This is a genomic window from Collinsella sp. TM06-3, from assembly GCF_003436395.1.
In the GTDB taxonomy this organism is placed as follows: domain Bacteria; phylum Actinomycetota; class Coriobacteriia; order Coriobacteriales; family Coriobacteriaceae; genus Collinsella.
The window spans coordinates 92,486-117,938 of sequence record NZ_QSPG01000006.1; the positions used below are offsets into that span (position 1 = coordinate 92,486).

Genomic DNA, 25,453 nt, shown 5'->3' on the forward strand with positions numbered 1-25,453 from the left:
CATATCAAATACAGGGGGGCGGGCACCGTAGTTGGTGTCCGCCCCCCCTAGTATGTGAGGCTTTAGCCTGTGTGGTTCGTAAACTAGCGGGCCTGCTTAACCTTTGCCGCCGCCTCGACAAACGACTTCCACAGGTTAAAGTCGGTCTCGAGCGTCTTCCACGTGTACTCGGGATGCCATTGCACGCCCAAGCAGAATGGCTGGCCTTCGACCTCGATGCACTCGGGAACGCCGTCAGTTGCCTTGGCGACCAAGCGCGTGCTCTTACCCAGACGGTCGACGCAACAGTGATGTGCCGAGTTGGTCTGGATCAGCCTGTGCCCGCCAAGCGCGCGCTCCAGCAGCGAGCCCGGCACGACCTCGACGGGATGCACGGGGTCGTTGAGCACGTGGGTATGGCGCCACTGCGTGCGGCCCTCGCGAGCGCCCAGGCTCGGCACGTCCATGCACAGGGTGCCGCCCGTGGCGACATTGAGCAACTGCGTGCCGCGGCAGGTGGTAAAGAGCGGCTTTTTGGCGCGGAGCACCTCGCCGACCAGCTTAAACTCAAAGCTATCGCGGATCTCGCAACAGAGGGTGGGGTCGTAGGGTCGATCATCGCCCCAACGTTTGGGATTGACATCGGGGCCGCCGGGAATGGCGATGCCGTCGGCGATATCGACGTAATGACGGATGACCTCAATGTCCTCGGTGATGGACATCTGCAGCGGCAGGCCGCCGGCGGCAAGGATGGCATCGACAAAGACACTTGCGATTTCCTCGTTGGGGGAGAGCGTCTCGCTTAAAAACGGCTTCGCCTCTTCCCAGCGCGGCGCGACGAGGATGAGCGGGCGGTCGGCGGGATCGACGTCGACGTGCGGGGTGTATGACGATGAAGTGCGAGTTCCGATCATGGGCGTGGCTTTCGAATCCGGGTGGACATGGCGCAGGGCGGCGCGGGGCAAACGCTGCAGATGAATGTGTCCCGCGTGGCAATTGGGTTAGTGGCCCTTGATGGAGTTGAGGAAGTCTTGGGCGCGCTTGGTCTGGGGATGGTCGAAGAACTCGTCGGGCGTGCCGGTCTCTACGATCTGGCCGTCGGCCATAAACACGACGCGGTCGGCCACGCGGCGGGCAAAGTTCATCTCGTGCGTAATCACGATCATCGTCATGCCCTGCTGGGCCAGGCGGACCATGACCTCGAGCACCTCGTTAATCATCTCGGGGTCAAGGGCGCTTGTGGGCTCGTCAAAGAGCATGGCCTTGGGCTGCATGGCAAGCGAGCGGGCGATGGCTACGCGCTGCTGTTGGCCGCCCGAGAGCTGTGCGGGCACCTTGTCGGCCTGCTCGGCAACGCCCACGCGGCTCAACAGATCCATGGCGCGCTCGCGGGCCTCGTCCTTGGAGACGCCCAGCACATCGACCGGTCCCAGCATGACGTTCTGCAACACGGTCATATGCGCGAACAGGTTGAACTGCTGAAACACCATGCCCAGCTCGGCACGCATGCGGGCAAGATCCTTGCCTTCCTGCGGCAGGGGCTCGCCCTCGATGAGAATCTCGCCCGAGTCGATGGTCTCCAAGCGGTTGATGGTGCGGCACATGGTCGATTTGCCCGAGCCCGAGGGGCCGATCACGACGACAACCTCGCCGCGATCGACCGAGAGATTAATGTCGTTGAGGACGTGCAGATCGCCATAGTGCTTATCGACGTGCTTGAGCTCAATCAGCGGCTGATTGCCGGTGGAAGAAGTGCTCTGTGCCATGGTGCTCGGCTCCTTATGACTCGAAATGGTAAATCGTTAGCGAATGATGGTCGCGCCGGTCTTGTGCGAGACGTAGACGGCGGCCTTGTTGATTGCAACGTTGATGAGGATGTAGATGACCGCGATCACCAGATAGACCGACACGAGGGCGTCGTAGTTGGTAATGAGTACGCGGGCGTTTTGCATGAGGTCGGGGTAGCTCACCACGTAGGCGACGGTGGTGTCTTTGACGACGACTACAAGCTGCGAAATCAACGACGGAATGATAAAGCGAATCGCCTGCGGCAGCACGATTTTAAAGGTGATTTTAGCTTTGGCGAGACCGAGCGCCTGGGCGGCCTCGACCTGGCCGCGCGGCACGGCATTGACGCCGGCGCGGAAGATCTCGGCAAGCACACCGGCTGCAGCGAGCGCGACGGGAAGCGTGAGCATCCAAAACGACGGCAGCGCGATCTTGTACTGGGGCAGCACCAAAAAGAAGAAGTAGATGAACAGTAGGCTCGGCACGCCACGGAAGAAATCGGTGAGCACGCGGCAGACCAGCTGCAGCGGCTTGATGTCGCTGGTGCGGCCGAGCATGAGGGCCAGACCCAGTACCAGCGCGATGGCGCCAGCGGTGAGCGCGACCTTTACCGTGCCCTCAAAACCGGCAAGTAAGAACTTCCAGGTAGTGAGGTGCGTAAAGAAATACCAATAGTGGACTGAAAGCTGACCGGTCACATAAAAGCGCTGCAGTACCAGAGCGATGAGCGCGGCCACGGCAACAAGTGAGATGGCGGTGCCGACGCGAATCTTGGCGCGCATCTTGGGGCCGGGAGCCTCGTAGAGCGCATCGCGCATGGTGAGCGCGGAGGTGGAGTGCTTGCTCATCGGAGGATCCTCACCTTCTTATCGATATAGTTGCCAATGTGGCTCACCACAAAGGCTGTGCCCAGGTAGCCGAGCGCCGAGATAAAGAACGCGGCGACGCCGCCGAGCGAGCGCGTGTTGATGTAGCTCACCACGCCGGTGAGCTCCTGCGGTTTCAGCGGCACCTGACTGCCGAGCGCGGTGGTGAGCATGACGGCGATAAAGAGGTTGGTCATGGGCAGCACGCTCGAGCGCAGCGCCTGCGGAATCACGATCTTGGCGAGGATACGGCTGAAGCTCATGCCCAGCGAGCGGGCGGCTTCCACCTGGCCGACACCGACGGTGTTGATGCCGCTCATAAAGTTCTCGGAGCCAAAGGCAGAACCCAAGAGCACTGTGGCGACGATGACGCAGGTGCGGTAGGGCAGGACGACCTTGAGCGGCGGCAGCGCGTAGACGACGATAATGAGCAGCGCGATGCCGGGGATGTTACGGAAGACCTGAACATACAGGTCGCCAAAGACGCGCAGCGGCTTGAGCGGCGACACGCGCATCACGGTGACGGCGACGGCCAGCACCATGGCGATGACAAACGACTCAAGCGTCATACCCCAGGTTGCTAGCAGCGCGTCGATATAGTTCTGGCCATAGAGCGACCAGAGCTCGGAGAGACTCATGCGGACCTCCCGCCGATAAGGAAAGGGGCTCCCGTGTGTACGGAAGCCCCGACAACTCAGTGAGGAAACAGTTTACCGCAATAAAGCGCATCATGCGTTTCCGTATGGTTTCGTTGCGGTCGTTACCAGGCTCGCTGCCTAGGCGCCGATCTCGGGCAGCTCGGGAACATTGGTGTCGCCCGTACGGTCACCGATGCAGATCTGCCACAGCTCGGTCCAGGTGCCGTCGTCCTCGATCTTCTTAAGGAAGTCGTTGACAAAGGCGACGCCGTCGGAATCGAGTGGCAGACCGATGCCATAGGGCTCCTTGCTGCCGAAGGGCTTGCCGGCGATCTTGTACTTGCCGGGCTCGCGGACCAGGGCGCTCTGCTGCATATTGTTATCGATGACGTAGGCGTCAACGCGGCCCTGCTGGAGTGCCTGGCGGGCCTCCTCGTCGGTCTTGAACTCCTGCTGGCTGGCCTTGGGAGCGAACTCCTCCAGGATGGCGGGGCCATTGGAGCCGGACTGGACGGCGACGTTCTTGTCGGCCAGATCGTCGACGCTCTTGATGTCGTCGTTATCGGCGAGCACCAGGATAGCCTGCTGGGTGTAGTAGTAGGGACCGGCAAAGGAGACGAGCTTCTTACGCTCGTCAGTGATGGTGTAGGTGGCAAAGACGGCGTCGACCTGGCCGTTCTGCAGGACGGACTCGCGCGTGTCCGAGGTCACCTGGGTGATCTCGACCTTGTTCTCGCCCAGAATGTAGTTGGACAGAAGCTGTGCGATACCGGCATCGAAGCCGCGGGTCTGACCGTCTTTCTCGTTGAGGAGGGAGAAGAGCGTGGAGGTCTGAACGCCACCGATCTTAAAGACACCGGCATCCTTGACGGCCGTGGCCCAGGTGCTGGCGGCGATGGCGTCGTCATCGGCCTTGGGGCCGTCGTTGACGAGCTTGTCGAATGCCTTGGCATCGAGCGTGGCGGAAACCTCGGTATCCTCGGAGCTCTTGGAGGAGGCGGCGGAACCCTTGTCGGCCTCGGTGCTGGTGTCGGAGCAGCCGGCAAGACCAAGGCCGGCGACGGTTGCGAAGGTGGCGGCAACGAAGCCGCGGCGGTCGAGAACGACCTGCTGGGAGAGGTTCTTGCTCATGGGAGAACACCTTTCTCAATAAAATCCCTAGCGGTTGAGTAGAGTTATACCCTATCCCGCTCAAATGGGTCAACACGAAATAACTCAGAAACATACTTGCCTTATGGGTAATTCTACCTACCAAAAAGAGACAGGCACCTTTGTGGTGGTTCTTGCAGATGTGGTGGCCTGTCTCGCTGCTTTGTCTCAATCTGTAACAGTTAGACGAGGAAATGGGTTCTACCTGTTACAGATCGAGATTTTCTCTTTAGGGGAATTCGAATGTCTCAATCTGTAACATCTGGACGGACAAAAGGTCCCTATCTGTTACAGATTGAGACAAAGGTCAGGGACTAAGACGTCTTGTCTCGATCTGTAACAGTTAGACGGGAATTCGGGTCCTAGATGTTACAGATCGAGATAATCGCGTCGCGAAAATATAAACCTCCGCAGGGGTGCTTTCCTTGCGGAGGTTTTCTTACTCGTTCAGTAGCCTTACGGCTTCGGCGGCCATGTTCTCGACCGTCATGCCGTTCTGAGCGAGCAGCTCGTTGGGGTCGTAGCGGTCGGGGAATCCCTTGGCGATACCAAAAGTGCGCGTGCGCAGCGGCGTGCAGGCCAGGTAGCACGCCACGCGCTCGCCCCAGCCGCCGTCCAAGATGCCGTCCTCGAGGGTGACGACAACGCGATGCTCGGCGGCAAGGCTGTCGAGGAACTCGCGGTCGAGCTCGGTCGCAAAGCGCGGGTTGACGAGCGTGGCCTCGATGCCGTACTCGGCAGCCAAGCGGTTTGCCACGCGCTCGCCCAGCTCAAAGAAATCGCCAAGCGCGAGCACGGCAACGTCGCGGCCCTGGCGCACGACGTTGTAGCGCGCGACGCCGTAATCGTCGCCCTCGGCAGGCGCCAGATCGGGGCGGCTTACCAGGCCAATGCCCGGCACGCGAATCGCCACGGGATGCTCGCGGTGATCGAGCGACCAGCTCAGCATGGACAGGTATTCCTCCATACAGGAAGGCGCCAGGCAACGCATATTGGGGAGAGCGCCCAGCATGGAAATATCAAAGAACGAGAGGTGCGTCTCGGACGTGGTGCCAAAGATCGACGCACCAAACACCAAAATGGTCGCGGGGGCGTCGTTGAGGCACAGGTCGTGCCACAGTTCGTCGTAGGCACGCTGCAAGAACGTACCGTACACGCCAAAGACCGGCTTGGCACCCGAGCGGGCGAGTGCGGTGGCAAAGGTCACGGCGTGCTCCTCGGCAATGCCCACGTCGACAAACTGCTTGCCTGCCGCGGCGCGAAGCTCGGGTGTAAAGCCCATGATGTAGGGCGTGGCGGCCGTGATGCCCACGACCTGCGGATCGCGCTCGATGGCGGCGCTGAGCGCCTCGCCCGTAATGTCGGCATAGGTGCGCGGCGCAGGCTCGCTCGGATGGCCCGGGCAGAGCTTGCGCCCAGTCGCCATGTCAAACGGACCCACATGATGCCAGCGCTCGGGGTCGCTCTGGGCTGGCTCAAAGCCCTTGCCCTTTGCGGTGGAGACGTGCAGCACGATGGGATGATCGATATCGCGCAGCTCCTGCAACGCGTCGACCAGGGCCAACACATCGTTACCGGCGTCCAGATAGCGGTAGTCGAGCCCCATCGCGCGGAAAACGTTGCGCTCGCAGGTGCCGTTGCTGGCGCGCAGCTCGGCCAGATTGCGATACAGGCCACCGTGGTTTTCGGCGATGGACTGGTCGTTGTCATTGACGATGATGATCAGGTTGCTGTCGAGCTCGGCGGCATTGTTAAAGCCCTCAAACGCCAGACCGCCCGAAAGCGAACCGTCGCCAATGATGGTGATGACGTTGTAGCTGTCGCCCGCCAGATCGCGGGCGTGTGCCAAGCCGCAGCCCAGGCTCACCGATGTGGAGGTGTGGCCCATGGCGAACAGGTCGTGTTCGGACTCGTCGGGATTGGCAAAGCCAGAGGCCTCGCCGTAGCGTGCCGGGTCGATATAAGTGTACGCGCGCCCAGTCAGCGCCTTGTGGGCATAGGTCTGGTGCGACACGTCAAAGACAATTTTGTCGGTGGGGGAGTTAAACACGCGATGGAGCGCAACCGTAAGCTCAACGACGCCCAGGTTGGGGGCAACGTGCCCGCCGACGGCGGCGGAGCTTTCGAGGATGGCGTGGCGGATCTCGCCGCAGAGCAGCGGAAGCTCGGCGCGATCGAGAGCCTTGACGTCCTCGGGCGTTGTCGTTTGCGTAAGCAGCATCGTTGTGGGTTACTCCATGCGAATCGTGCGCCGGCACTCCCTCGGCCGGCACAATTGCACAAGACAGTCTCGCACATTTTGGCGTTTGATATGTGACGGCGGCGCGGTAATTCGCCAACTGGTGGGGCAAAACGTTTTGTCCGATGCCATACTGGTAAATTCGATGATGATTTTATTCATTGCGTGCAGGCTGCGGCTTGCCGCCGAGCGCCGCCGGAAGGAGGCCGCATGTCCGATACCGTTCGTGCCGAGAAAATCGCGCGCGAGGTCGACGATGCCGCCCGTCAGCTTGCCCAGGCGGGCCGCTTGGACCTGATGCATGAGTTTATCCAACATGGCGATGTGACGGTGTATACGCATGTGACCTCGGTGGCGCGGGCAAGTCTGTCCTTTGCCGAGCGCCTGGGCCGCGTCGGTGTTTCGGTCGACCGCGCCTCGTTGCTGCGCGGAGCCTTGTTACACGATTACTTTCTCTACGATTGGCACGACCCCGACCCAAGCCATCGACTGCACGGATTCCGGCATCCATTTTTTGCTCTGGCGCGTGCCGAGGAAGATTTTGAGCTGACGTCGCGCGAGCGGAATATCATCGCGCGCCATATGTTTCCGCTGGTGCCGGTGCCGCCGACGTGTCGTGAGGCATGGATTGTGTGCCTGGCGGATAAATGGTGCGCGCTGCGCGAGACGATTGCCGGCCGTCTGCCGCGCAAAGGCGGCGCGAACGATTTGAACGAGGGTTCGAGCGACGGCTCGAGCAAAGAATCGAACGAAAAGAGGAGTGGGTAGACGGTGGGAACCGCGATCGGCATGGCATTTGACGGCGCGACGCTTGCCGCTTGTCCGCTCTCGGCGCTGGTACTCTCGTTTGCCTTCTACGGTTTTTGCGGCTGGGTATGGGAGTCGACAGTCTGCGCCATGCTCAACCACGGACGCTTTGCCAACAGCGGCTTTTTGCTAGGGCCGTGTTGTCCCATCTACGGTGCGGGCGGCATCGCGTGCTGGTTGCTGCTGCGTGGAATCCCAGACGCCTCGAGCCAGTTTGTCGCTGCCGCGCTCGTATGCAGCGTAATCGAGTACAGCGTGGGCGTGTTACTCGAAAAAACGACGGGCGCTCGCTTTTGGGACTATTCGCATCTGCCGTTTAACCTACATGGGCGTATTTGCCTGTACTGGGCCTGCGCGTTTGGCTTGGGCGCGTTGTGCATTTGTCGCGTGGTGGAGCCGGCGGTGTTGGGCCTGCTTGCCCACCTGCCGGTTTTCATGGTGCGGCTGGCGGCTTTTGCCGTCGCGGTTGTGATGATCGTCGATGCGATTTGCTCACTGGCGAGCTGGCGCCGCCTGTCCGATGAGCTGGAGCGTGTGCGCGCCGACCTTGCCGACCGCATCAATGAGTCGCTTGCCGATGCCTCCGACTCTATGCTCGAACGTATTCCCGATTCTACGATTGACTCGGTGGCACAGACGCACATCCGTAGCCGTGCCGTTAACGCGTGGCTGGCGGAGCTGGGCGACGCGGCACTCGATGCCCTGCGTGAGAAGGCTTCGATGCCGACGTTTATCTCGGATGGTGCTCGCGGCCTGGCGCTTGCTGCCCGCCGCGTTGCCGATGCCGCGCCGAGCATGCCGCGTCCGTCGCTCAGTCGTCGCCTTGCCGGCAAGCACATGAGCCGTCCGGTGCCGAGCGTGTCGCTCAGCCGTCGTGACCTGCGCTTCTTCAATGCTTTCCCGCGCTTGCGCATCAACCGCTACGAGGGTGTCATCCGAGCCACCAACCTCCGCGACCGAGCCCGTGAGCTGTTCCGGCGCTAGCCGGGACGGGCGCGCTCACGGCTCCCTTGCCCTCGCATTTCCCGTTCGTTTCGCGCCCGTTGCCGCGCCTTTTCCAAGATTGCGGCACCGTTTCCATTCGACAACGCAGCGTTTAACAACGCCGTATCTGGTCTACACCAGTTGCCCCTCGGCCGCACTATGGGCGCCGACAACGTTCATGCGACCAAGGGGGAGCGAATGTACGATACGGGGTCGACAACGTTTATGCTCATCTGCACCATGCTCGTGTTTTTAATGACACCGGGCCTGGCGTTTTTCTATGGCGGCCTGTCCAGGCGCAAAAATGTCATCAACACCATGCTTATGTGCTTTGGCGCCATTGGCCTAGTTGGTGTGCTGTGGATTGTTGCCGGCTGGTCGCTGGCCTACGGCGGCGACGGCTCCAGTCCGTTTATTGGAGGCCTTGACCAGCTGCTGTGCCTGCCGGTGCTCAACCAGGTGCTGCAGGCGGCCGAGGGCAATGCTGCGGACGGTGCCGTCTACCCTCAGATCATCAACATCGCCTTCCAGATGGCGTTTGCCATGATCACCGCCGCTATCATTACGGGCAGCCTGGCCGGTCGCGTTAAGTTTGGTGCCATGACGGCCTTCCTAGGCATTTGGCTGCTTGTGGTCTATGCGCCGCTCGCCCACATGGTTTGGGGCGGCGATGGCTCCTTTATCGGCGACATCATCGGCGCGCTCGACTTTGCCGGTGGCGACGTGGTGCACATTTCGTCCGGTCTTACCGGCCTGGTCCTCTGCTTAATGCTCGGCCGTCGTCGCGGCTTTGGCATGGTGAGCTACCGTCCGCATAACGTACCGTTTGTGGCGCTGGGCGCCGGCCTACTTTGGTTTGGCTGGTTTGGCTTTAACGGCGGCAGCGAGTTTAAGGCCGACGCCGTGGCGGCGCTCGCCATCCTCAACACCGTGACGGCCAGCGCGGCAGGTATGGTCTCGTGGCTTGCCGTCGAGCGCGTGCACACTGGTCGTCCCACGCTGGTGGGTGCCAGCACCGGTCTGGTCGCGGGCCTCGTGGTGGTCACGCCGGGCGCGGGCTTTGTCGGGCCGTGGGCGGCGCTGGTCATGGGCCTGATCGTATCGCCCGTCTGCTACCTGGCCATCAGCCATCTTAAGACCAAGTTCGGCTACGACGATGCGCTCGACGCGTTCGGTTGCCACGGCATCGGCGGCATCTTGGGCGGCGTGCTCACGGGTCTGTTTTGTGTGCCGGAGCTCTCGTGGACCGGTAAGGGCGGCCTGTTCTACACGGGCGACGTGTCGCTGCTCATCTCGCAGATCCTGGGCATTGTGGTGACGGTCGCCATCGTGCTGGTGCTCGACTTGGTGATTGTCGCGGTGGTCAAGGCACTGTTCCGCGGCAGCCTGCGCGTGGACGAGGCCGACGAGGCCCTGGGTCTGGATGCGAGTCAGCACGGCGAGAGCGCATACCCTTCCTTCTCGGGACTCGATTAGCGGCACGGCTTTCCCAGGCACCCGACCTTGCCCCTCAAACCGTCGCTTGCGTACCGAAGTACGCGGCGCTCCTCTTTCGGGGCAATCTCGGGCACCTGGAAAACCCGTGCCATGTGAAGGACAATTCATTTCTTTTATTGAGGAGAGGAATTCATTATGAAAAAGATCACGGCTATCGTGCGTCAGGAAAAGCTTGAGGTTCTCAAAGATGCGCTGTTCGCTGCCGATGTTCGCGGCATGACTATCAACCAGGTGCAGGGCTGCGGCGCGCAGCATGGCTGGAAGGAATACGTGCGCGGCAACGAGTTGCTTGTCAACACGATCCCTAAGGTGCAGTTCACCCTCATCTGCGCCGATGAACATGTCGACGGAATTGTCGACATCATCTGCAATGCCGCCCGCACCGGCGCCGTCGGCGACGGCAAGATCTGGGTCGAGCCGGTCGAGGAAGTCATCCGCATTCGCACCGGCGAACATGGCCCCGCCGCGGTGTAGAATCGACCGTCTGCCATCCGCAACGTTAAAATGCTGCAATGAGGCACAAGGCTTGCGTTGCGGATGGGCGGATTATGGGTCGCAATAAATATCCCGAGGAGACGGTCGCGAAGATTCTCGACGCGGCACTGGAGCTATTCTGCGCACAGGGTTATGAGGGGACGAGTATTCAAGATATCGTTGACCGTCTCGACGGCATGACCAAGGGCGCTGTCTATCATCACTTCAAGAGCAAAGAAGAGATTTTCAACGCCGCGTTTGATCGGGCGATGACTCCGATTGTTGAGCACCGCCGCTCGATGCTTGGCGTCGGTAATATGACCGGAGCCCAAAAGCTCAAGCGACTGTACGCTCCCGAGTCCGTTGTTCCACAAATTGAGCTATGGGCACGTATGCGTCCTGCAGCAGATCCGGTAAAAAGCTCGCGCCTACTGGCGATGCAGTACCAGGGCTCATTTGACGAGTCGGCCGATGGCTGTCTCTTGCCAGTGATCGAGGAGGGCATCGCCGACGGCTCCATTGCGTGCGAATGCCCGCGCGAAGCGGCGGAGGCCGTATCGTTGTTGGCGAATCTTTGGCTGCTGCCATTGTTCCGTCCGCTCGAGCCCAAGGAGCGAATGCTCGCTCGCGCACAATGTTTGGCGCAGATGGCTGCCGCGGTGGGGCTCGATTTGGGTAATGAAGTGCTTCAGACAACGGCGCAGATTTGGGACGTATGGGACCGCGCCGGGTGGTAATATAGATACCAACGGTATGTAATTGATTTGTGAGGGTAGCCACGGCTGCCCTTTTCAAGTCATTAAATACATACTAGTGGTATGTATAGGGGGTGGGCTTATGGCTGGGCTGAGAGACGTCGGTGTCTCGTTGAAATCAAAAACAGTGCGGTCAATCAGGCTCGCGGAGCTTCTGGTTGCGCAGCTGTGCACGTATTCGATGCTGTCGGCGCTGTGCTTTGCGTATCCACTTTACTTGTTCGATCGCAGTGGATCGTCAACGTTATATGGCGTCGTCGCGGCGATAGCGTTCATACCCGGCGTACTTGCAACTCCGGCTGGCGGAATCTTGGCGGATAGGGGAAGACATCGCGAGGTCCTCGTGTCCCTCGGCATTGCTCTGATGACTGCATCACTGCTGTCTATCCCCATGAAGCACTCATTGCCTCTTGCGGTCGTCGTAGTAGCGATACTTTGTGTTCAATATGGTTCTCAATCGCTGCTGAAGCCAATGCTCCAAATTGAGACGGTGCGCATGGCGGGTGAAGAGAAGGTTGAGCGGGCCACTGCATTGGTTTCGCAGATGACCATGGTGAGCAATATCTTGGGCCCTGTGGTCGGGACGGCAGTCTATGGGTACTTTGGCATCGATGCTCTTTGCACAACCGCGTCGGTGGCGTTTGCGATTTCAGCTCTCTTGTTTGGGGGCGCGCTCAAGCAAAATGCCTCATTTGAAACGATGGGAGACGGCGCGACTCGTACGACATGCCGAAACGATTTTCGGGAGTCGATTCGGTATCTGTTGCAAAATGCATTATTGGTCGCTGTGATTTTGCTTGCGGCCGTTTTGAACCTTGCGTTGGTTGGGCTAACGATTGGCGCTCCCATTATTGTTACAAAGCATCTCGGCATGCAATCGTCCTGCGTTGGGATAGTTGAGGTTGCTCTGGGCTTGGGTGGTCTTACTGGCAGCGGCTTGGTCGGCATTTGGCCGCATCGCTTTTCTCTCAATGGCATATGTCGATATGTTGCGATGATCTGTTTTGGAGTCGCGCCGATTATTGTTACGCTGCTGTTCGGCGTAGATGTATGCGTGTTCACCGTGTTTGCGGTTGGTTCGGCATGGGTCATGGTGTGGGCGAGCATTACGTCGGTTGAAATCATCGCGTTTGTTCAGCGGGTAGCGCCGACTGAGCTCTGCGGAAAAGTGCTTTCGGTCGTTTACGTGGTCCTTTCCTGCGCAACACCTATCGGCCAATTGACGTACGGGGTTGCATATGATCGATGGGCACCGGCGATTGTATTCGCAGCCATGTTGGCGGTGCTGACGTTGACGACGGCGCTGTTTTATCGTCTGAAAAATCGCCTGCGGCGATTGTCTTGACGCGCTGGGGCACCGTGAATTTGCGGAGGCAGTGGCCCGCCGCGCCGGGACGGCATTGTTTGGGCATGCCTCTCCTTCGTCTACAATATCGTGCAGACGAAGGAGAGGCATGCACATGATCAAGATGTTCGCGAGTGACCTAGACGGAACGCTGCTGAACGCCCTGCATGAGGCGGATGGGACCATCCGCCGCGCCATTCGCGAGCTGACTGAGGCTGGCCTGCACGTGGTTCCCGCGACTGGACGCTCGACGTTGCCGATCGGCGAGCATGGCTTTACGGGCCTGGCACTTGACGCCTGCTGCTCCAATGGATCCATCGTGCGCGACAGCCATGGCGAGGTGCTCAAGACTTGGACCATCGATCCGCAGGTCACTGAGGAACTGCTCAAGGCGTTCCCGGACATTTGCTTTGATTGTTCCACGCCCGATGGCATGTACTCGAGCGGTTCGTTCGAGATGCATCAGGCGGGCTTTAAAAAGGACAGCCCCATCAAGCGTATTGTGATGCGCGGCATGCGTGCACGCGGCGGGTATCACGAGGAACAGTATTTCGACCAGTCGATCGGCGATATCTTGCGTCACGATGTATGCAAGATCAATTGTCGCGTGACCTCGCCCGAGCTGGAGCGTGACCTTAAGTCGTATCTTGCCGAGCGATCGGACCGCGTGGTCAACGCGCCGTTCGATCCGGTGATGTTCGAGATCACGGACGTGGCGTGTAACAAGGGCGAGAGTGTGGCCTGGCTGGCGGGCTACTACGGCATTGCCGAGGACGAGGTTGCGGTCTACGGCGACGGCGGCAACGACATCGCCATGCTCAAGCGTTTCCGCCACAGCTATGCGACCAAAAACGCTAGCGATACAGCTAAGGCTGCCGCGAGCGCGACCATCGGCAACTGCATGGTCCACGCCGTCCCCAAACACATGCTCGCCACCATGCATAAGCAGAGCTCCCGCACCATCATCGAATAAGGGACAAAGGGACAGTCCCTTTGCCACAATCTAAATATTGCCTTTACGTGTTGATGCACACGGTGTGCAATAATACTCGCACTGTGCAATAGCGCACAGGCTGAGTAACAAGGAGGACGCTTGTCCCAGCTCGAGAAATGCGATCGCCGGTCCCTTCGCTCGCAGCGTGCCCTTCGCCAGGCACTTGCCAGCGAGCTTGCCGAAAGCGGCGACCTTTCGCGCATTAATGTCGCGTCGCTCACCGAGCGCGCTGGCCTTACGCGTCGCACGTTCTATTCGCACTACCGCGATATCCCCGACTTTATCAATCAAATCGAGGACGGCTTGCTGGCCGAGATCCGTGAGCGCATTGAGCTCATCACCGCAGCTCAGCTGCCTGATCTCTATCACAACATCGATGAGCTCGAGCCGGCGCCCGGTTCGGTTGAGCTGCTGCGTTATCTTGCGGCCAACCGCGACTTAATCGGTGCGCTGCTGGGTCCGGGCGGCGACCAGGCCTTCATTAAAAGGATTATCGACACCGCGCGTGAGGCTGTGGTGCCGCGTGCGCAGACGGGCATTTTGGGCCTGGCGCTGGGCACGTTCTTTGACTACTACGTCACCTACGTCGTGAGCGCCGAGGTCGGCATGATTCAGCGCTGGTTTGAGCGCGGACTCACCGAATCGCCCGAGGCCATGGCGCGCATTATGACGGTGCTCGCTTTTGTGCGCCCCGGCGACCTGTATGGCCAACCCATCGATATCAACGTGCCGGAATACGGCATGAAGCTATTGAACTTGCAGCTCGAGGACGCGGCCGACACCGCTGCAACCGTCGAGTCCAACAACTAAGAGGAGAGACAGATGAGCAAACTCGTCGAGGGCATCAAGGACCGCATGGTTGCTGCCGCACGCGAGGCCGCGCCCGCCGTGGTGGACGCTGCACAGAAGGCGGCGACCGCGGCAGCCGAGAAAGTCGCCGAGGCAGTTGCCGATGCCAAGAACGCGGCAGGGGAGGCGTCCGTCACTGGCGAGCCCGCTACCGCCGCTGAGCCCGTAGCCGCCGCCCAGGCCCCCGAAGGCGCGATCTTCAACCCCGAGGCCGCCCGCGGCAACCTGCACCTGGGCATCGACGTGGGCTCCACCACCGTTAAGCTCGCCGTGCTCAACGACGACAACCAGATCGTCTACGCCAAGTACCAGCGCCATCACACCGACGTCCGTGCCTGCGCCCGCGACCTGTTCGAGGGTGCCGCGACCGTGTTGCCGACGGCTCAAATGACCTGCGCCATCACCGGCTCGGGCGGTCTGCTGCTCTCGCAGTGGCTCGACCTGGAGTTTGTCCAGGAGGTCATCGCCAGCAAACGCGCCGTCGAGACCCTCATCCCTGCCACCGACGTCGCCATCGAGCTGGGCGGCGAGGACGCCAAGATCATCTACTTTGACAACGGTATCGAGCAGCGCATGAACGGCACCTGCGCCGGCGGTACGGGCGCGTTCATCGACCAGATGGCAACCTTGCTGCACACCGACGCGAGCGGCCTTAACGAGCTCGCGGCCAACGCCACCACCATCTATCCCATCGCCAGTCGGTGCGGCGTATTTGCCAAGACCGACGTGCAGCCGCTCCTCAACGAGGGCGCCCGCCCCGAGGACGTCGCCGCTTCCATCTTCCAGGCCGTCGTGACCCAGACCATCTCGGGCCTGGCGTGCGGCCGTCCCATTCGCGGTAACGTCGCCTTCCTGGGCGGCCCGCTGCAGTATCTCTCCGAGTTGCGCCATCGCTTCTACCTCACGCTCAACCTGGACGAGGAGCACCGCATTGTGCCCCAAAACGCCCACCTGTTTGTGGCGAGCGGCGCTGCCATGGCGCACGAGTCCAACAAGCTCAGCACGTTCCCGCAGCTTATCGAGGCCATCGACAGCCTGGGTGACACACAGGGTGCCGAGGTCGAGCGCCTGGATCCGCTCTTTGCCACCGACGAGGACTTTGCCGAGTTCAAAACCCGCCACGACCAGGAAGTCGTCCCCAAGGGCAAGCTCGACGGCTACACCGGCCGCGTGTTCATCGGCATCGACGCCGGTTCCACCACCATGAAGGCCGCACTCGTGGGCGAGGACGGTCAGCTGCTGCACACCTGGTACGGCAACAACAACGGCGACATCCTGGGCACGGCCAAGGTCATCATGGCCGATTTCTACAACCACATCCCCGCGGGCTGCACCATCGGCCACGTGACCACCACGGGCTACGGCGAGGCGCTGCTCATCGAGGCTCTCAAGGCCGATTCCGGCGAGATCGAGACCGTCGCGCACCTGCGCGGCGCCAAGGCGTTCCTGCCCGGCGTCGAGTTCATTCTGGACATTGGCGGCCAGGACATGAAGTGCCTGCGCGTCAAGGACGGCGTCATCGAGCACATCATGCTCAATGAGGCCTGCTCGTCGGGCTGCGGCAGCTTTATCGAGAGCTTCGCCGTCTCTATGAACATGGACGTGCGCGCGTTTGCCGATGCCGCCATCCATGCCAAGGCCCCCGTCGACCTGGGCAGTCGCTGCACGGTCTTTATGAACTCGCGCGTCAAGCAGGCGCAAAAGGAAGGTGCCACGGTGGGCGACATCGCGGCCGGCCTGTCCTATTCCGTCATCAAGAATGCCCTGTTCAAGGTCATTAAGCTGCGCGACCCCAAGGAGATCGGCAGCCAGGTGATCGTTCAGGGCGGCACCTTTATGTCCGACGCCACGTTGCGCGCGTTTGAGCAGCTCACCGGCGTTCATGCCGTGCGTCCCGACATCGCCGGCTGCATGGGCGCCTATGGTGCGGCCCTGCTCGCCCGCGATCGCGCCGGCGCCGACGGCACCTCGACCATCCTTTCGGCCGAGGACATCGCGCACCTCACCGTGACGCAAAAGCATGTCCGCTGCGGCCGCTGCTCCAACAACTGCCAGCTCACCGTCAATGACTTTGGCGGCGGCAGGCGCTTCATTACCGGTAACCGCTGCGAGAAGGGTGCCGGCCACAAAAAGCAAAAGACCGAGGCGCCCAACCTCTTCAAAAAGAAGAACGATCTGCTCTTTAACCGCGAGGTGCTGAGCCCCGACGAGGCCCCGCGCGGCACCGTCGGCATCCCGCGCGCGCTCAACATGTACGAGAACTACCCCTTCTGGCACGCGTTCTTTACGCGCTTGGGCTTTAGCGTGCAGCTGTCCGACCAGTCGAGCAAAAAGACCTACCAGGCGGGCATCGAGTCCATGCCGTCCGAGAGCGTGTGCTACCCGGCAAAGATGAGCCACGGCCACGTTATGAACCTCATCGACCGCGATGTCGACTTTATCTGGATGCCGTGCGTGCGCTGGGAGCGCAAGGAGGACCCGACGGCCGGTAACTGCTACAACTGCCCCATCGTCATGAGCTACCCCACGGCGTTGGCGCTCAATATCGATGAGATTCGCGAGCAGAATATCGAGTTCCTGTACCCGTTTGTGCCCTATCATGACAAGACCGAGCTCAAGCGCCGTCTGTACCAGGTGCTCGCCGTCGACCGTGTGGCCGATGCGCAAGCCGGTCGCGGTCGCGTGCGTGGGCCCAAGATCACGCGTTCCGAGGTCGATGCCGCCGTCAACGCCGCCTTTGAGGCCGATGCGCGTTTCCACGAGGACATCCAGACCATGGGCGAGGAGGCTCTTAAGTGGGTCGAGGACCACGGCGGTCACGGCATCGTGCTCGCCGGTCGTCCCTACCATAACGACCCCGAGATCAACCACGCCCTGCCCGAGCTTATCTCGAGCTTTGGCTTTGCGGTCTTTACCGAGGATTCGCTCGCGCATCTGGTAAAGCCCGAGCGCCCCATCCGCGTGGTCGACCAGTGGATGTACCACAGCCGCCTGTACGCCGTCGCCCGTTTTGTGACGATGCGCAACGACCTGGACCTGATTCAGCTCAACTCCTTCGGCTGCGGCTTGGACGCCCTGACCACCGATCAGGTGCAGGAAATCCTTGAGGCCAGCGGCAAGATTTACACCGTGCTCAAGATCGACGAGGTGTCCAACCTGGGCGCCGCGCGCATCCGCATCCGCTCGCTCATGGCTGCCCTCAAGGACCAGGAGGCCGAACGTCTGGCCGAGGCAACCGCCGCGGGCGAGGCTTACGAGCAGGGCGATGCCGCGCCGGTGGCGCCTTCCACGGATGCTCCCGCGTTTGCGAGCCGCAAGTACACGTTCGAGGCGCAACGCGAGAGCGCCTCGACCGCGTGGCCCAAGGTGCCCTTTACCGAGCAGATGCGCGAGGAGGGCTACACCATCCTATGCCCGCAGATGGCACCGATCCACTTTGACCTGGTCAAAGAGGTGTTCCGTGGTGCCGGCTACAACCTGGAGCTGCTTCCCTCGACCGATCACGACGCCGTCGAGGCAGGCCTGCGCTACGTGAACAACGACATCTGCTACCCGTCGATTTTGGTAACGGGCCAGATTATGGAGGCTATCGAGAGCGGCCGGTACGACCTGTCCAAGACGGCCGTGGTCATCAGCCAGACCGGCGGCGGCTGCCGTGCCACCAACTACATCGCGCTCATCCGCAAGGCCCTGCGCGAGAGCGGCCACCCCGAGATTCCGGTGATCTCGCTTTCGGCAGTGGCGCTCGGCGAGGACAACCCCGGCTTTAAGATTACGCCGGCGCTGCTTAAGCAGGCAGTCTACGCGGTGCTCTTTGGCGACGTGATGATGCAGATGCTCTACCGCTGCCGTCCGTACGAGGCCACGCCCGGTGCGGCGAACGCACTCTACGAGGAGTACATGGCGCGTGCTCGCAAGCTGGCGCCTAAGTTCAACCGCCACAACTACACCAAGCTGTGCCGCGAGGCCATCCGCGCGTTCGACACCATGCCGCTCGTGGGCGAGGGCACCAAGCCGCGCGTGGGCGTAGTTGGCGAGATCTTGGTCAAGTTCCACCCTACGGCCAACAACCACGTGGTCGACGTGATCGAGCGCGAGGGCTGCGAGGCCGTGGTGCCGGGTCTGCTCGACTTCTTCCTGTACTCCATGAGCAACGCCGAGCTGCAGAAGGACGAGTTGGGAAGCTCTGCTACCACGCGCGCTGGTATGCAGGCGCTCATCAAGCTTGTGGACTGGATGCGCACGCCGGTGGAAGAGCTGCTCGAGAAGTCCCGCCGCTTTGAGGCGCCCGAGCGCATCGGCACCATGGCCGACAAGGCCCGCACGGTGCTTTCGGTGTGCAACAACATGGGCGAGGGCTGGTTGCTCACGGCCGAGATGCTCGACCTGATTGACCATGGCGCGCCCAACATCATCTGCACGCAGCCCTTCGCGTGCCTGCCTAACCATGTGGTGGGTAAGGCCGTGATCAAGGAGCTGCGCCGTCAGCACCCCGAGAGCAACATCGTCGCGGTGGACTACGACCCCGGCGCGTCCGAGGTCAACCAGCTCAACCGCATTAAGCTCATGATCAGTGTGGCCAAGGAGAACATGCGCGCCGGTAAGGGCTTTAAGCTCGAGAAGGTGGCGCCGCTCGCGATGGACGAGGTCACCGGCCAGATGCGCGCCCACGACGGCTGCGTGAGCTGCGAGCCGGCCAGCGAGGAAGCCGTTGCGTCGGTCGCCGAGCGTCTGGGACGCGGCATTAAGAAGTAGCTTGCCCGCTATGGGCTAGATATGAGACAAACGGGTGGCAGCCGTGCCGGCTACCACCCGTTTTTGCTGGACATATGTTGCGTAAACGCCCCAACTATCACCCTTTGCGAACTTAGATTTCGGAAGTATGCGGCAAAATCTGAATAGGCCGAGCACACCGGATATGACAAAGCTCTGTACCTGCGGTTTTATTGGCGAAAATCAGGACGTGCTCAAGAGTTTCGGAATTTGCCGCATACTTCCGAAAACGACGTCTCGGTGGCACCAAAAACTGCCCTCGGAACCCCTGAGATAATGAACATATGTAGCCGTTTGCCGCGAAATACCGCCCGTTTATAGAACCCACCCCCAGCGCGCGTCATCCTTACGGTTGAATAAATACACATCTATGGAATTACGTAAGAGAGGGCCGTTCCATGAGCTACAAGACCGTTTGTGTTGCCGGCGGCGGCGTGTTGGGAAGCCAGATTGCCTTTCAGGCTGCCTACTGCGGCTTTGATGTAACGATTTGGCTGCGCAGCGAGGGCAGCATCGGCCGCACCCAGCCCAAGATCGATCACGTGCGCAAGGAGTACATCGCGGCAATCGAGGGCATGGCGGACGGCACGGGCGAGTGGTGCGCCGGTATCGCCGATGGCACCCAGCCCTTCGACAAGGAAGTGGCGCTCGCCGCCGTCGAGCGTGCCTACTCCACACTCAAGCTGGAGCTCGATCTTGCCAAGGCCGTGGCCGACGCCGACCTGGTCATCGAGTCTATGGCCGAGGACACTCAGGCAAAAATCGACTTCTACAAGAAGCTCGCCCCGGTTCTGCCGCAAAAGACCGTCATCGTGACCAACTCATCCACGCTGCTGCCGAGCACCTTTGCCAAGTACACCGGCCGTCCCGAGAAGTACCTGTCGCTGCACTTTGCCAACTCCATCTGGAAGAACAACATGACCGAGGTCATGGCACAGGACCAAACCGACAAGCGCTACTTCGACGAGCTCGTCGACTTTGCCAACGATATCCGTATGCTTGCCCTGCCCGTCAACAAGGAAAAGAACGGCTACCTGCTCAATTCCATGTTGGTGCCGTGGCTGCTTTCGGGCCTTGACCTGTATGTTTCGGGTGTGAGTGACCCCAAGAGCATCGACCTTGCATGGACGCGGGGCACCGGCGCCCCCAAGGGCCCGTTCCGCGTATTCGACACGGTGGGTATCCAGACGGCCTACAACATCGTCATGCAGTATCAGAAGGTCCCGGGCCTGGTGAGCCCGCTGCTCAAGAAGATGATGATGCCCTACAACTTTAAGGCTATGGCATCCGTCCTCAAGAAAATGCTCGACGAAGGTAAGCTGGGCGAAAGCTCGGGCGAGGGCTTCTTCAAGTACTAAAAATGATCTCTTGGGGGCGGAAGCGTTGAGGATCTACGGTAGTATGCGACAAGATCTGAATAGGTCGAGCAAGAGCTGTAGCGCGCGTTGACGTTTGCCCAATAGAACGCAAAAATGCACCGTTCGCCGATACTCCTCTCGCGAGTGGTTGCCATATGGTTTGATGTTGGAAACATATGATTGCCGACAGGCCGTAGGTGACATTCGCCATGATATCGGAGGTACCAAGTATGTTTCGTGCTCCGTTAAACAAGTATCGGGCTGGCTGACATGAGCCGCCGTTTTGTCTCGATAACCGTTGCAGTGGTTTGCCTGGCAGTGCTTCTGGGCGCTATAGGGCAGTTCGCTATAAGTCGAGAAACATCCTATATGCAGGAATGTGCTTCCGAAGGCTTTGCCATTGACGGTTACTATCGGGATGACGAAACAAGTCGGGAAACCCTGGCTTTTCTTGAGGAGGACAACTGTCGATGGCAGCTGGTCGACCAAGACGGAATCTGCGCAGACGGGCAGTTTAAGCGTACGGATGACCCCAACATCCTGATATTAAAGAAGGAAAACGGCGAAGAATTCGGTACGGTCCACGTGGCGTATATTTCGCGCCGACGCGATCAGGGCTTGCTCTACCTATTTAGAGATACCAGGGTGACCCGTTTTTATCTGGTGAGTACCGGCCCGGCGTTTACAGTGGAGTCTGGCGATGTCGATGCGGACAGCTGATTCACGGCAATAAAACAGCGAGCGGGGCGCAGTCGTGATCTGCGCCCTACATCACGTTACTTCACATCGAACTCCACGCGATCGAGTTCGGGCACATTGAGGTCGATGAGCTTGCGGGCTACACGGCGGTCGTGTGCCCCAAGCGCCTCGCTTGTCGTCACATGGGCGACAACCTCGCGCTCGACAAGGCCCTCCTCCTCGTCTTCGGTGGCCGAGGTCTCGACGGCAACGGTGTAATCCTTAAAGCCCGGCAGCACCGCGGCAAGCTCGCGCGTGGTTTCGGTGACGCCGTAACCGTCCTGCACGCCGGCCTGCGCCGAGCCAATAGACCCCGCCGTCATAACGATGCAGGGGATGGCAAAGACCACCGTGCCCACGATGATGCGGCGGCGCACCTTGTGTGACAGCTCATCGACCTCGGCGTTTTCCTCGGCGGTCACAATGCCGTCGCCGTTGAGGTCGCGCTTGAGCGGCACGCGCAAAAGAAGCAGCACGGCTTCGGCAGCCAGTGCGATAAAGACCACGTTGATGCCAAACTCGTAGAGGGCTGAAAGAAACAGCGACCCGCTTGCGATGGCGATGCCATAGCCCGCCGCGCACAGGGGCGGCATGAGCGCGGTCGCCACGGCCACGCCGGCGATGAGCGTGGCGGGTTCCTGGTCGCGCGAGTTGCCCAGGCCACCCGCAAAGCCGCCCGCGAGCGCGACGGCAAGGTCCCATACGGTGGGTGTCGAGTTATCGATGATGGCGGCCGTGGTGGTGCCAAGGGGCGAGAGCTTAAAGTACAGCGTGGACGTGATTAGACAAAAGACCATCTGCAGCGCGAGGCCGGCAATTGCCTCGACGGCAATCTCGCGGTCGAGCGTGGCAATGCCGTATGCCATGGCAAGGACCGAGCCCATGAGCGGGCAGATGAGCATGGCACCTACAATGGCGATATCCGAGTTGATATCGAGGCCGATGCTCGCGATCAACATGGCAATGATCAGGATGCATAAGTGCGAGCCAGTCAGGCGCGCCCCGTTTACAAAGCGCTTGCGAATCACGTGATAGGGCGCGCGTCCCTCGCGTATGTTGAACGCCTGCTTAAGGAAACGGGTGGCATTCTCCATGGCCTCGCTGTGTGCAGGGCGTATACCGTGACGACGATGATGACGCTCGCGCAGCCGCTTGATCTGTTGTTTGTCGAGTTCCATGCTTACCTCGTTTAGCTTCTGAGCCGCTTCTTGCGTCTGTCGTCTTTACTCTACACCGCGTTAGGCGAGGTGTCAGACAAGGTTTGTTGACCTGGAAGTCAGGCCAATCGACATGGCTAAAACGCCGCGAGGATCATAAGAGTCAAATAGACAAAAAAGCGCGGGGCCGGTTTGATTCCGACTCCGCGCTCTGCGCTGGTGCGTTGTTGTTCGGCCTACCCCAGCAGGCTCAGACCAACAGAGACAAACGCCAGGATAACGCCGACGATGGACTCGCCGCCGAGCAGGCCGCTGGCGACGACCAGGCCCTGCTCCTGGAAGGCGGCATCCTTGGAGGCCTTCTCCTCGTCCGAAAGACCGGCAGCGGCGTCGCGGCGTGCGGCCCACTTGTCGTAGGCGAGCTTGACGCAGGAGCCCAGGAATGCCGTGAGTGACATGTAGAACGGCAGGTACACGCCCAGGCCGATCATCATGGCCGGAATGCCGAGCCAGTACATGACGATGCCGGCGATAAAGCCGCCAACGAACCACGGGACGCTCGGGATGCCCGAGACCATGGTGGCGACGACGCTTGCCTGCGCGGCAACAAAGCTCTTGTCGGGGCCAAAGGCGTCCGGGCCATAGGCGGTGACGAGCGCGACCATGACGGCTGCGGCGACCAGGGCGCCCACGATGCCGCCAATGGCTTGGCCGATCCACTGCGCACGCGGGTTGGTGCCCAGCACGGCGCCAGCCTTAAAGTCGTTCATGACGTCGCCCGCAAGGCCGCACGCTACGGCCACGATGCCGGCGATAAAGAACAGCTTGACCTGAGCGAGCTGCGCGAAGGCTGCCACGATGAGCATGACGATGAGGCCGAAGATCTCCATGGGGTCGATGCCCGTCTGGCCGCAGCTCTGCGCGCTCATGATGGTGGTGACAAAGGTGAACAGCGTGACGATGACGGCTGGAACGGGGCCAAGGTCGAGCACGATGGCGATGATCACGGCGATGGCGGCAGCGCCCAGGCCGATGATACCGGCGTCGAGCTTAAGGGAGCCCGAGATGAGCGACTGCTCGTCGGTGTCGGTGGAGCTGTCGGCGGCGAGGCCGCGGACGATACCGGCGACCTGCGGCAGGATGTCCTTGAGGACGACGGCGACACCAAAGCCCATCATGAGGCCCATACCCAGGGACTTAACAATGCCCTGTGCGGTCATAACGTCAAACAGACCGGCAGTAGTGCCGCCGACAATGATGCCAAAATTGCCCAGCAGGGCGCCGGCAAACCAGAAGGCGACCGGGGCGAAGCCCACGAGGAAGCCGACGGAGAGCAGCATGGGCGAGTTGTAGATGGCAAAGGTCACGCCGGGGATATTGAGCGTGCACAGCATGCTGGGCACCACGCCCAGGGCGTCGCGAAGCACGCTGTAGATGCCTGCGATGGCCATGGAGCCAAAGAGCTGCTTGCCGGTCTTGCCGCCGGCCTCGGTGGCGCGCAGGGTCTGAGCTGCGGCGTTGCCGGTGGGGAACTCCAGCGCGGCGTCCACGATAAAGTGACGATGGATGAGCGCGGTGGCCAGCAGGCCCAGGATAGTGCCGGCGAGTGCCACGATAAACATGTCGAGCCAGCTGATCTGGTCGGCATAGCCCAGCATCCAGGCGCCCGGGATGGTAAACGCCAGACCGCCGGCGACCATGGCGCCTGCGGACATGATGGTGTGGGTGACGTTTGCCTCGTTGAGGCTAGCGTTGCCCATGAGCTTAAGGAAGAACAGCGAGATGACGGCAGCGAAGACGATCGGCCAGGGGAGTGCGCCCATCTTGAGGGCAGTGTAGGCCGAGCTTGCCGTGATGATCACGCAGCCAAGGACGCCGATGACGACGCCGCGCAGCGTGAGTTGCCCGCGCATCGAAGCGCGGTTCGAGGGATTGCTCATATAAAACTCCTTTGCGTATATCCGCTTCCCCGGGAGCGCCGTTACGGATACGGCGCGGGAAGTCGGGTTACCAAGGGCCGCCGCGTGAGCTCGCGCGCGGCCGCGCATCAGTATAACCGCAAGCCAGTCATTTTGGGATGACTGGTTTAGGTAGGCGATATACTGCTGGGCAGACGAAAGGAGCGCCGACGATGCTTAATGGGTGCGCATATATATTGACGGTCGACGTGGGCAACACGTTCATTCGCTTTGGCCTGTTTGCCGAGGATTCGGCCGCGGCACAGGAATGCCCGCTTGCGACGTGCGAGATCACGACGCCGTCGAGCATTACGGCCGACGAAGCGCGTATGCGACTCGCTCAAGTCATGGCCGCGCTGGCGGCCGATGCGGGCATGCCCGGCGCGCTCGTTCCCGCAGCTGCAGTCCTGAGTTGCGTGGTGCCGGCGCTCGAGCGTCCGTGGAAGGCGGCACTTTTTCGCACCTGCACGGGACGCGTGCTCACGGTGGGGCCGGGCCTCAAGACCGGCATGCCCGTCCGCTACGACGACCCGGCCGAGATCGGCCCCGACCGCATCGCCGACGCCGTGGCGGCCCGTGCCGTCTACGGCTCTCCGTGCATCGTGATCGACTTGGGTACCACGACCAATATCGAGGTCATCGACGCGCGCGGCACCTTTGTGGGCGGCGTCATCGCGCCGGGTCTGGCGCTTGGCGCCCGCTCGCTTTCGGCTGCTGCGGCGCGTCTGCCGCAGGTCGAGCCCTCGGCACCCACGCATGTGATCGGCCGCAACACGCGCGAGGCCATGCGTTCGGGCGTGGTTCTGGGCGAGGTGGCACGCATCGACGGCATGCTCGACATGGTGCTTGCCGAGATGCGCGCGACCAAGGCCTCGGGGGAGGGCGACGTGCCCATCGTCATTACCGGCGACGATGCCGAGGCGCTCGCGTCGCTGGTCGGCCACAGCCTGACGGTAGATGACGCGCTGACGTTGCGAGGACTCGCCGAGCTCTACCGCATCAACCAAAAGCCCCGCCGCGTGTAAAAGTGAGGGCGCCGGTGGGACAAACGCCCCCACCTTTCACCTGCTACAATGGGTCAAACTATTGCGATTACGGAGGTGTC

Annotated in this window: 20 protein-coding genes; 12 read left to right on the forward strand and 8 right to left on the reverse strand. The window is 61.1% G+C overall.

From position 1 onward, the window contains the following. Window positions 1-83: 83 nt before the first annotated feature. The 6 genes from DXD56_RS04125 to DXD56_RS04150 form a co-directional block, all read right to left on the reverse strand. Window positions 84-893, reverse strand: coding sequence for a gamma-glutamyl-gamma-aminobutyrate hydrolase family protein (locus DXD56_RS04125; RefSeq protein WP_117640232.1), 810 nt, complete (start codon window positions 891-893; stop codon window positions 84-86). An 87-nt stretch (window positions 894-980) separates the two neighbouring features. Next, window positions 981-1,745: an amino acid ABC transporter ATP-binding protein gene (locus DXD56_RS04130; RefSeq protein WP_035137613.1), complete on the reverse strand. Its 765-nt coding sequence runs from the start codon at window positions 1,743-1,745 to the stop codon at window positions 981-983. Between the two features lie 36 nt (window positions 1,746-1,781). Then, window positions 1,782-2,615 (reverse strand): amino acid ABC transporter permease, encoded by an 834-nt coding sequence (locus DXD56_RS04135; RefSeq protein WP_117640234.1) that lies wholly within the window; start codon window positions 2,613-2,615, stop codon window positions 1,782-1,784. Further along, window positions 2,612-3,271, reverse strand: coding sequence for an amino acid ABC transporter permease (locus DXD56_RS04140; RefSeq protein WP_117640236.1), 660 nt, complete (start codon window positions 3,269-3,271; stop codon window positions 2,612-2,614). The genes DXD56_RS04135 and DXD56_RS04140 overlap by 4 nt, the downstream gene beginning before the upstream one ends. Before the next feature lie 138 nt (window positions 3,272-3,409). Beyond that, the gene (locus DXD56_RS04145; RefSeq protein ID WP_117640238.1) at window positions 3,410-4,402 is read right to left on the reverse strand and encodes a glutamate ABC transporter substrate-binding protein; all 993 of its coding nucleotides are present in this window, start codon (window positions 4,400-4,402) and stop codon (window positions 3,410-3,412) included. 457 nt (window positions 4,403-4,859) lie between these two features. Beyond that, window positions 4,860-6,641: a 1-deoxy-D-xylulose-5-phosphate synthase gene (locus DXD56_RS04150; RefSeq protein WP_117640240.1), complete on the reverse strand. Its 1,782-nt coding sequence runs from the start codon at window positions 6,639-6,641 to the stop codon at window positions 4,860-4,862. A 228-nt stretch (window positions 6,642-6,869) separates the two neighbouring features. Between DXD56_RS04150 and DXD56_RS04155 the strand changes: the two genes are divergently transcribed. From DXD56_RS04155 to DXD56_RS04205, 11 genes are all read left to right on the forward strand, one after another. Continuing rightward, window positions 6,870-7,427, forward strand: a complete 558-nt coding sequence (locus tag DXD56_RS04155) for an HD domain-containing protein (protein ID WP_117640241.1) — start codon at window positions 6,870-6,872, stop codon at window positions 7,425-7,427. 3 nt (window positions 7,428-7,430) lie between these two features. After that, complete coding sequence (locus DXD56_RS04160; RefSeq protein WP_233524929.1) at window positions 7,431-8,450, forward strand: putative ABC transporter permease; 1,020 nt, start codon at window positions 7,431-7,433, stop codon at window positions 8,448-8,450. Window positions 8,451-8,648: 198 nt separating this feature from the next. Then, window positions 8,649-9,926 (forward strand): ammonium transporter, encoded by a 1,278-nt coding sequence (locus DXD56_RS04165; protein WP_117640242.1) that lies wholly within the window; start codon window positions 8,649-8,651, stop codon window positions 9,924-9,926. 156 nt (window positions 9,927-10,082) lie between these two features. Further along, on the forward strand, window positions 10,083-10,421 hold the full coding sequence (locus DXD56_RS04170; RefSeq protein ID WP_099432138.1) for a P-II family nitrogen regulator: 339 nt from the start codon (window positions 10,083-10,085) through the stop codon (window positions 10,419-10,421). A gap of 74 nt (window positions 10,422-10,495) precedes the next feature. After that, entirely contained in the window at window positions 10,496-11,158 is a 663-nt protein-coding gene (locus DXD56_RS04175) for a TetR/AcrR family transcriptional regulator (RefSeq protein ID WP_158549320.1), read from the forward strand. A 100-nt stretch (window positions 11,159-11,258) separates the two neighbouring features. Then, window positions 11,259-12,521, forward strand: coding sequence for an MFS transporter (locus DXD56_RS04180; RefSeq protein WP_117640246.1), 1,263 nt, complete (start codon window positions 11,259-11,261; stop codon window positions 12,519-12,521). A 115-nt stretch (window positions 12,522-12,636) separates the two neighbouring features. After that, entirely contained in the window at window positions 12,637-13,494 is an 858-nt protein-coding gene (locus tag DXD56_RS04185) for an HAD-IIB family hydrolase (protein WP_117640248.1), read from the forward strand. Window positions 13,495-13,614: 120 nt separating this feature from the next. Further along, on the forward strand, window positions 13,615-14,325 hold the full coding sequence (locus DXD56_RS04190) for a TetR/AcrR family transcriptional regulator (RefSeq protein WP_040358972.1): 711 nt from the start codon (window positions 13,615-13,617) through the stop codon (window positions 14,323-14,325). Between the two features lie 12 nt (window positions 14,326-14,337). Further along, entirely contained in the window at window positions 14,338-19,119 is a 4,782-nt protein-coding gene (locus DXD56_RS04195; RefSeq protein ID WP_117640250.1) for a 2-hydroxyacyl-CoA dehydratase, read from the forward strand. Between the two features lie 416 nt (window positions 19,120-19,535). After that, the gene (locus tag DXD56_RS04200; protein WP_117640252.1) at window positions 19,536-20,495 is read left to right on the forward strand and encodes a 3-hydroxyacyl-CoA dehydrogenase; all 960 of its coding nucleotides are present in this window, start codon (window positions 19,536-19,538) and stop codon (window positions 20,493-20,495) included. A gap of 270 nt (window positions 20,496-20,765) precedes the next feature. Continuing rightward, window positions 20,766-21,215, forward strand: a complete 450-nt coding sequence (locus DXD56_RS04205; RefSeq protein WP_117716943.1) for a hypothetical protein — start codon at window positions 20,766-20,768, stop codon at window positions 21,213-21,215. Between the two features lie 56 nt (window positions 21,216-21,271). Here the strand turns inward: DXD56_RS04205 and DXD56_RS04210 are convergent, their stop codons facing one another. Then, window positions 21,272-22,411, reverse strand: a complete 1,140-nt coding sequence (locus DXD56_RS04210; RefSeq protein ID WP_117640256.1) for a DUF389 domain-containing protein — start codon at window positions 22,409-22,411, stop codon at window positions 21,272-21,274. A 215-nt stretch (window positions 22,412-22,626) separates the two neighbouring features. After that, window positions 22,627-24,330: an OPT/YSL family transporter gene (locus DXD56_RS04215; protein WP_117640258.1), complete on the reverse strand. Its 1,704-nt coding sequence runs from the start codon at window positions 24,328-24,330 to the stop codon at window positions 22,627-22,629. A 191-nt stretch (window positions 24,331-24,521) separates the two neighbouring features. Between DXD56_RS04215 and DXD56_RS04220 the strand changes: the two genes are divergently transcribed. Next, a complete protein-coding gene (locus DXD56_RS04220; RefSeq protein WP_117640260.1) occupies window positions 24,522-25,373 on the forward strand; it encodes a type III pantothenate kinase in 852 nt (283 codons plus the stop codon). Window positions 25,374-25,453: the final 80 nt, after the last annotated feature.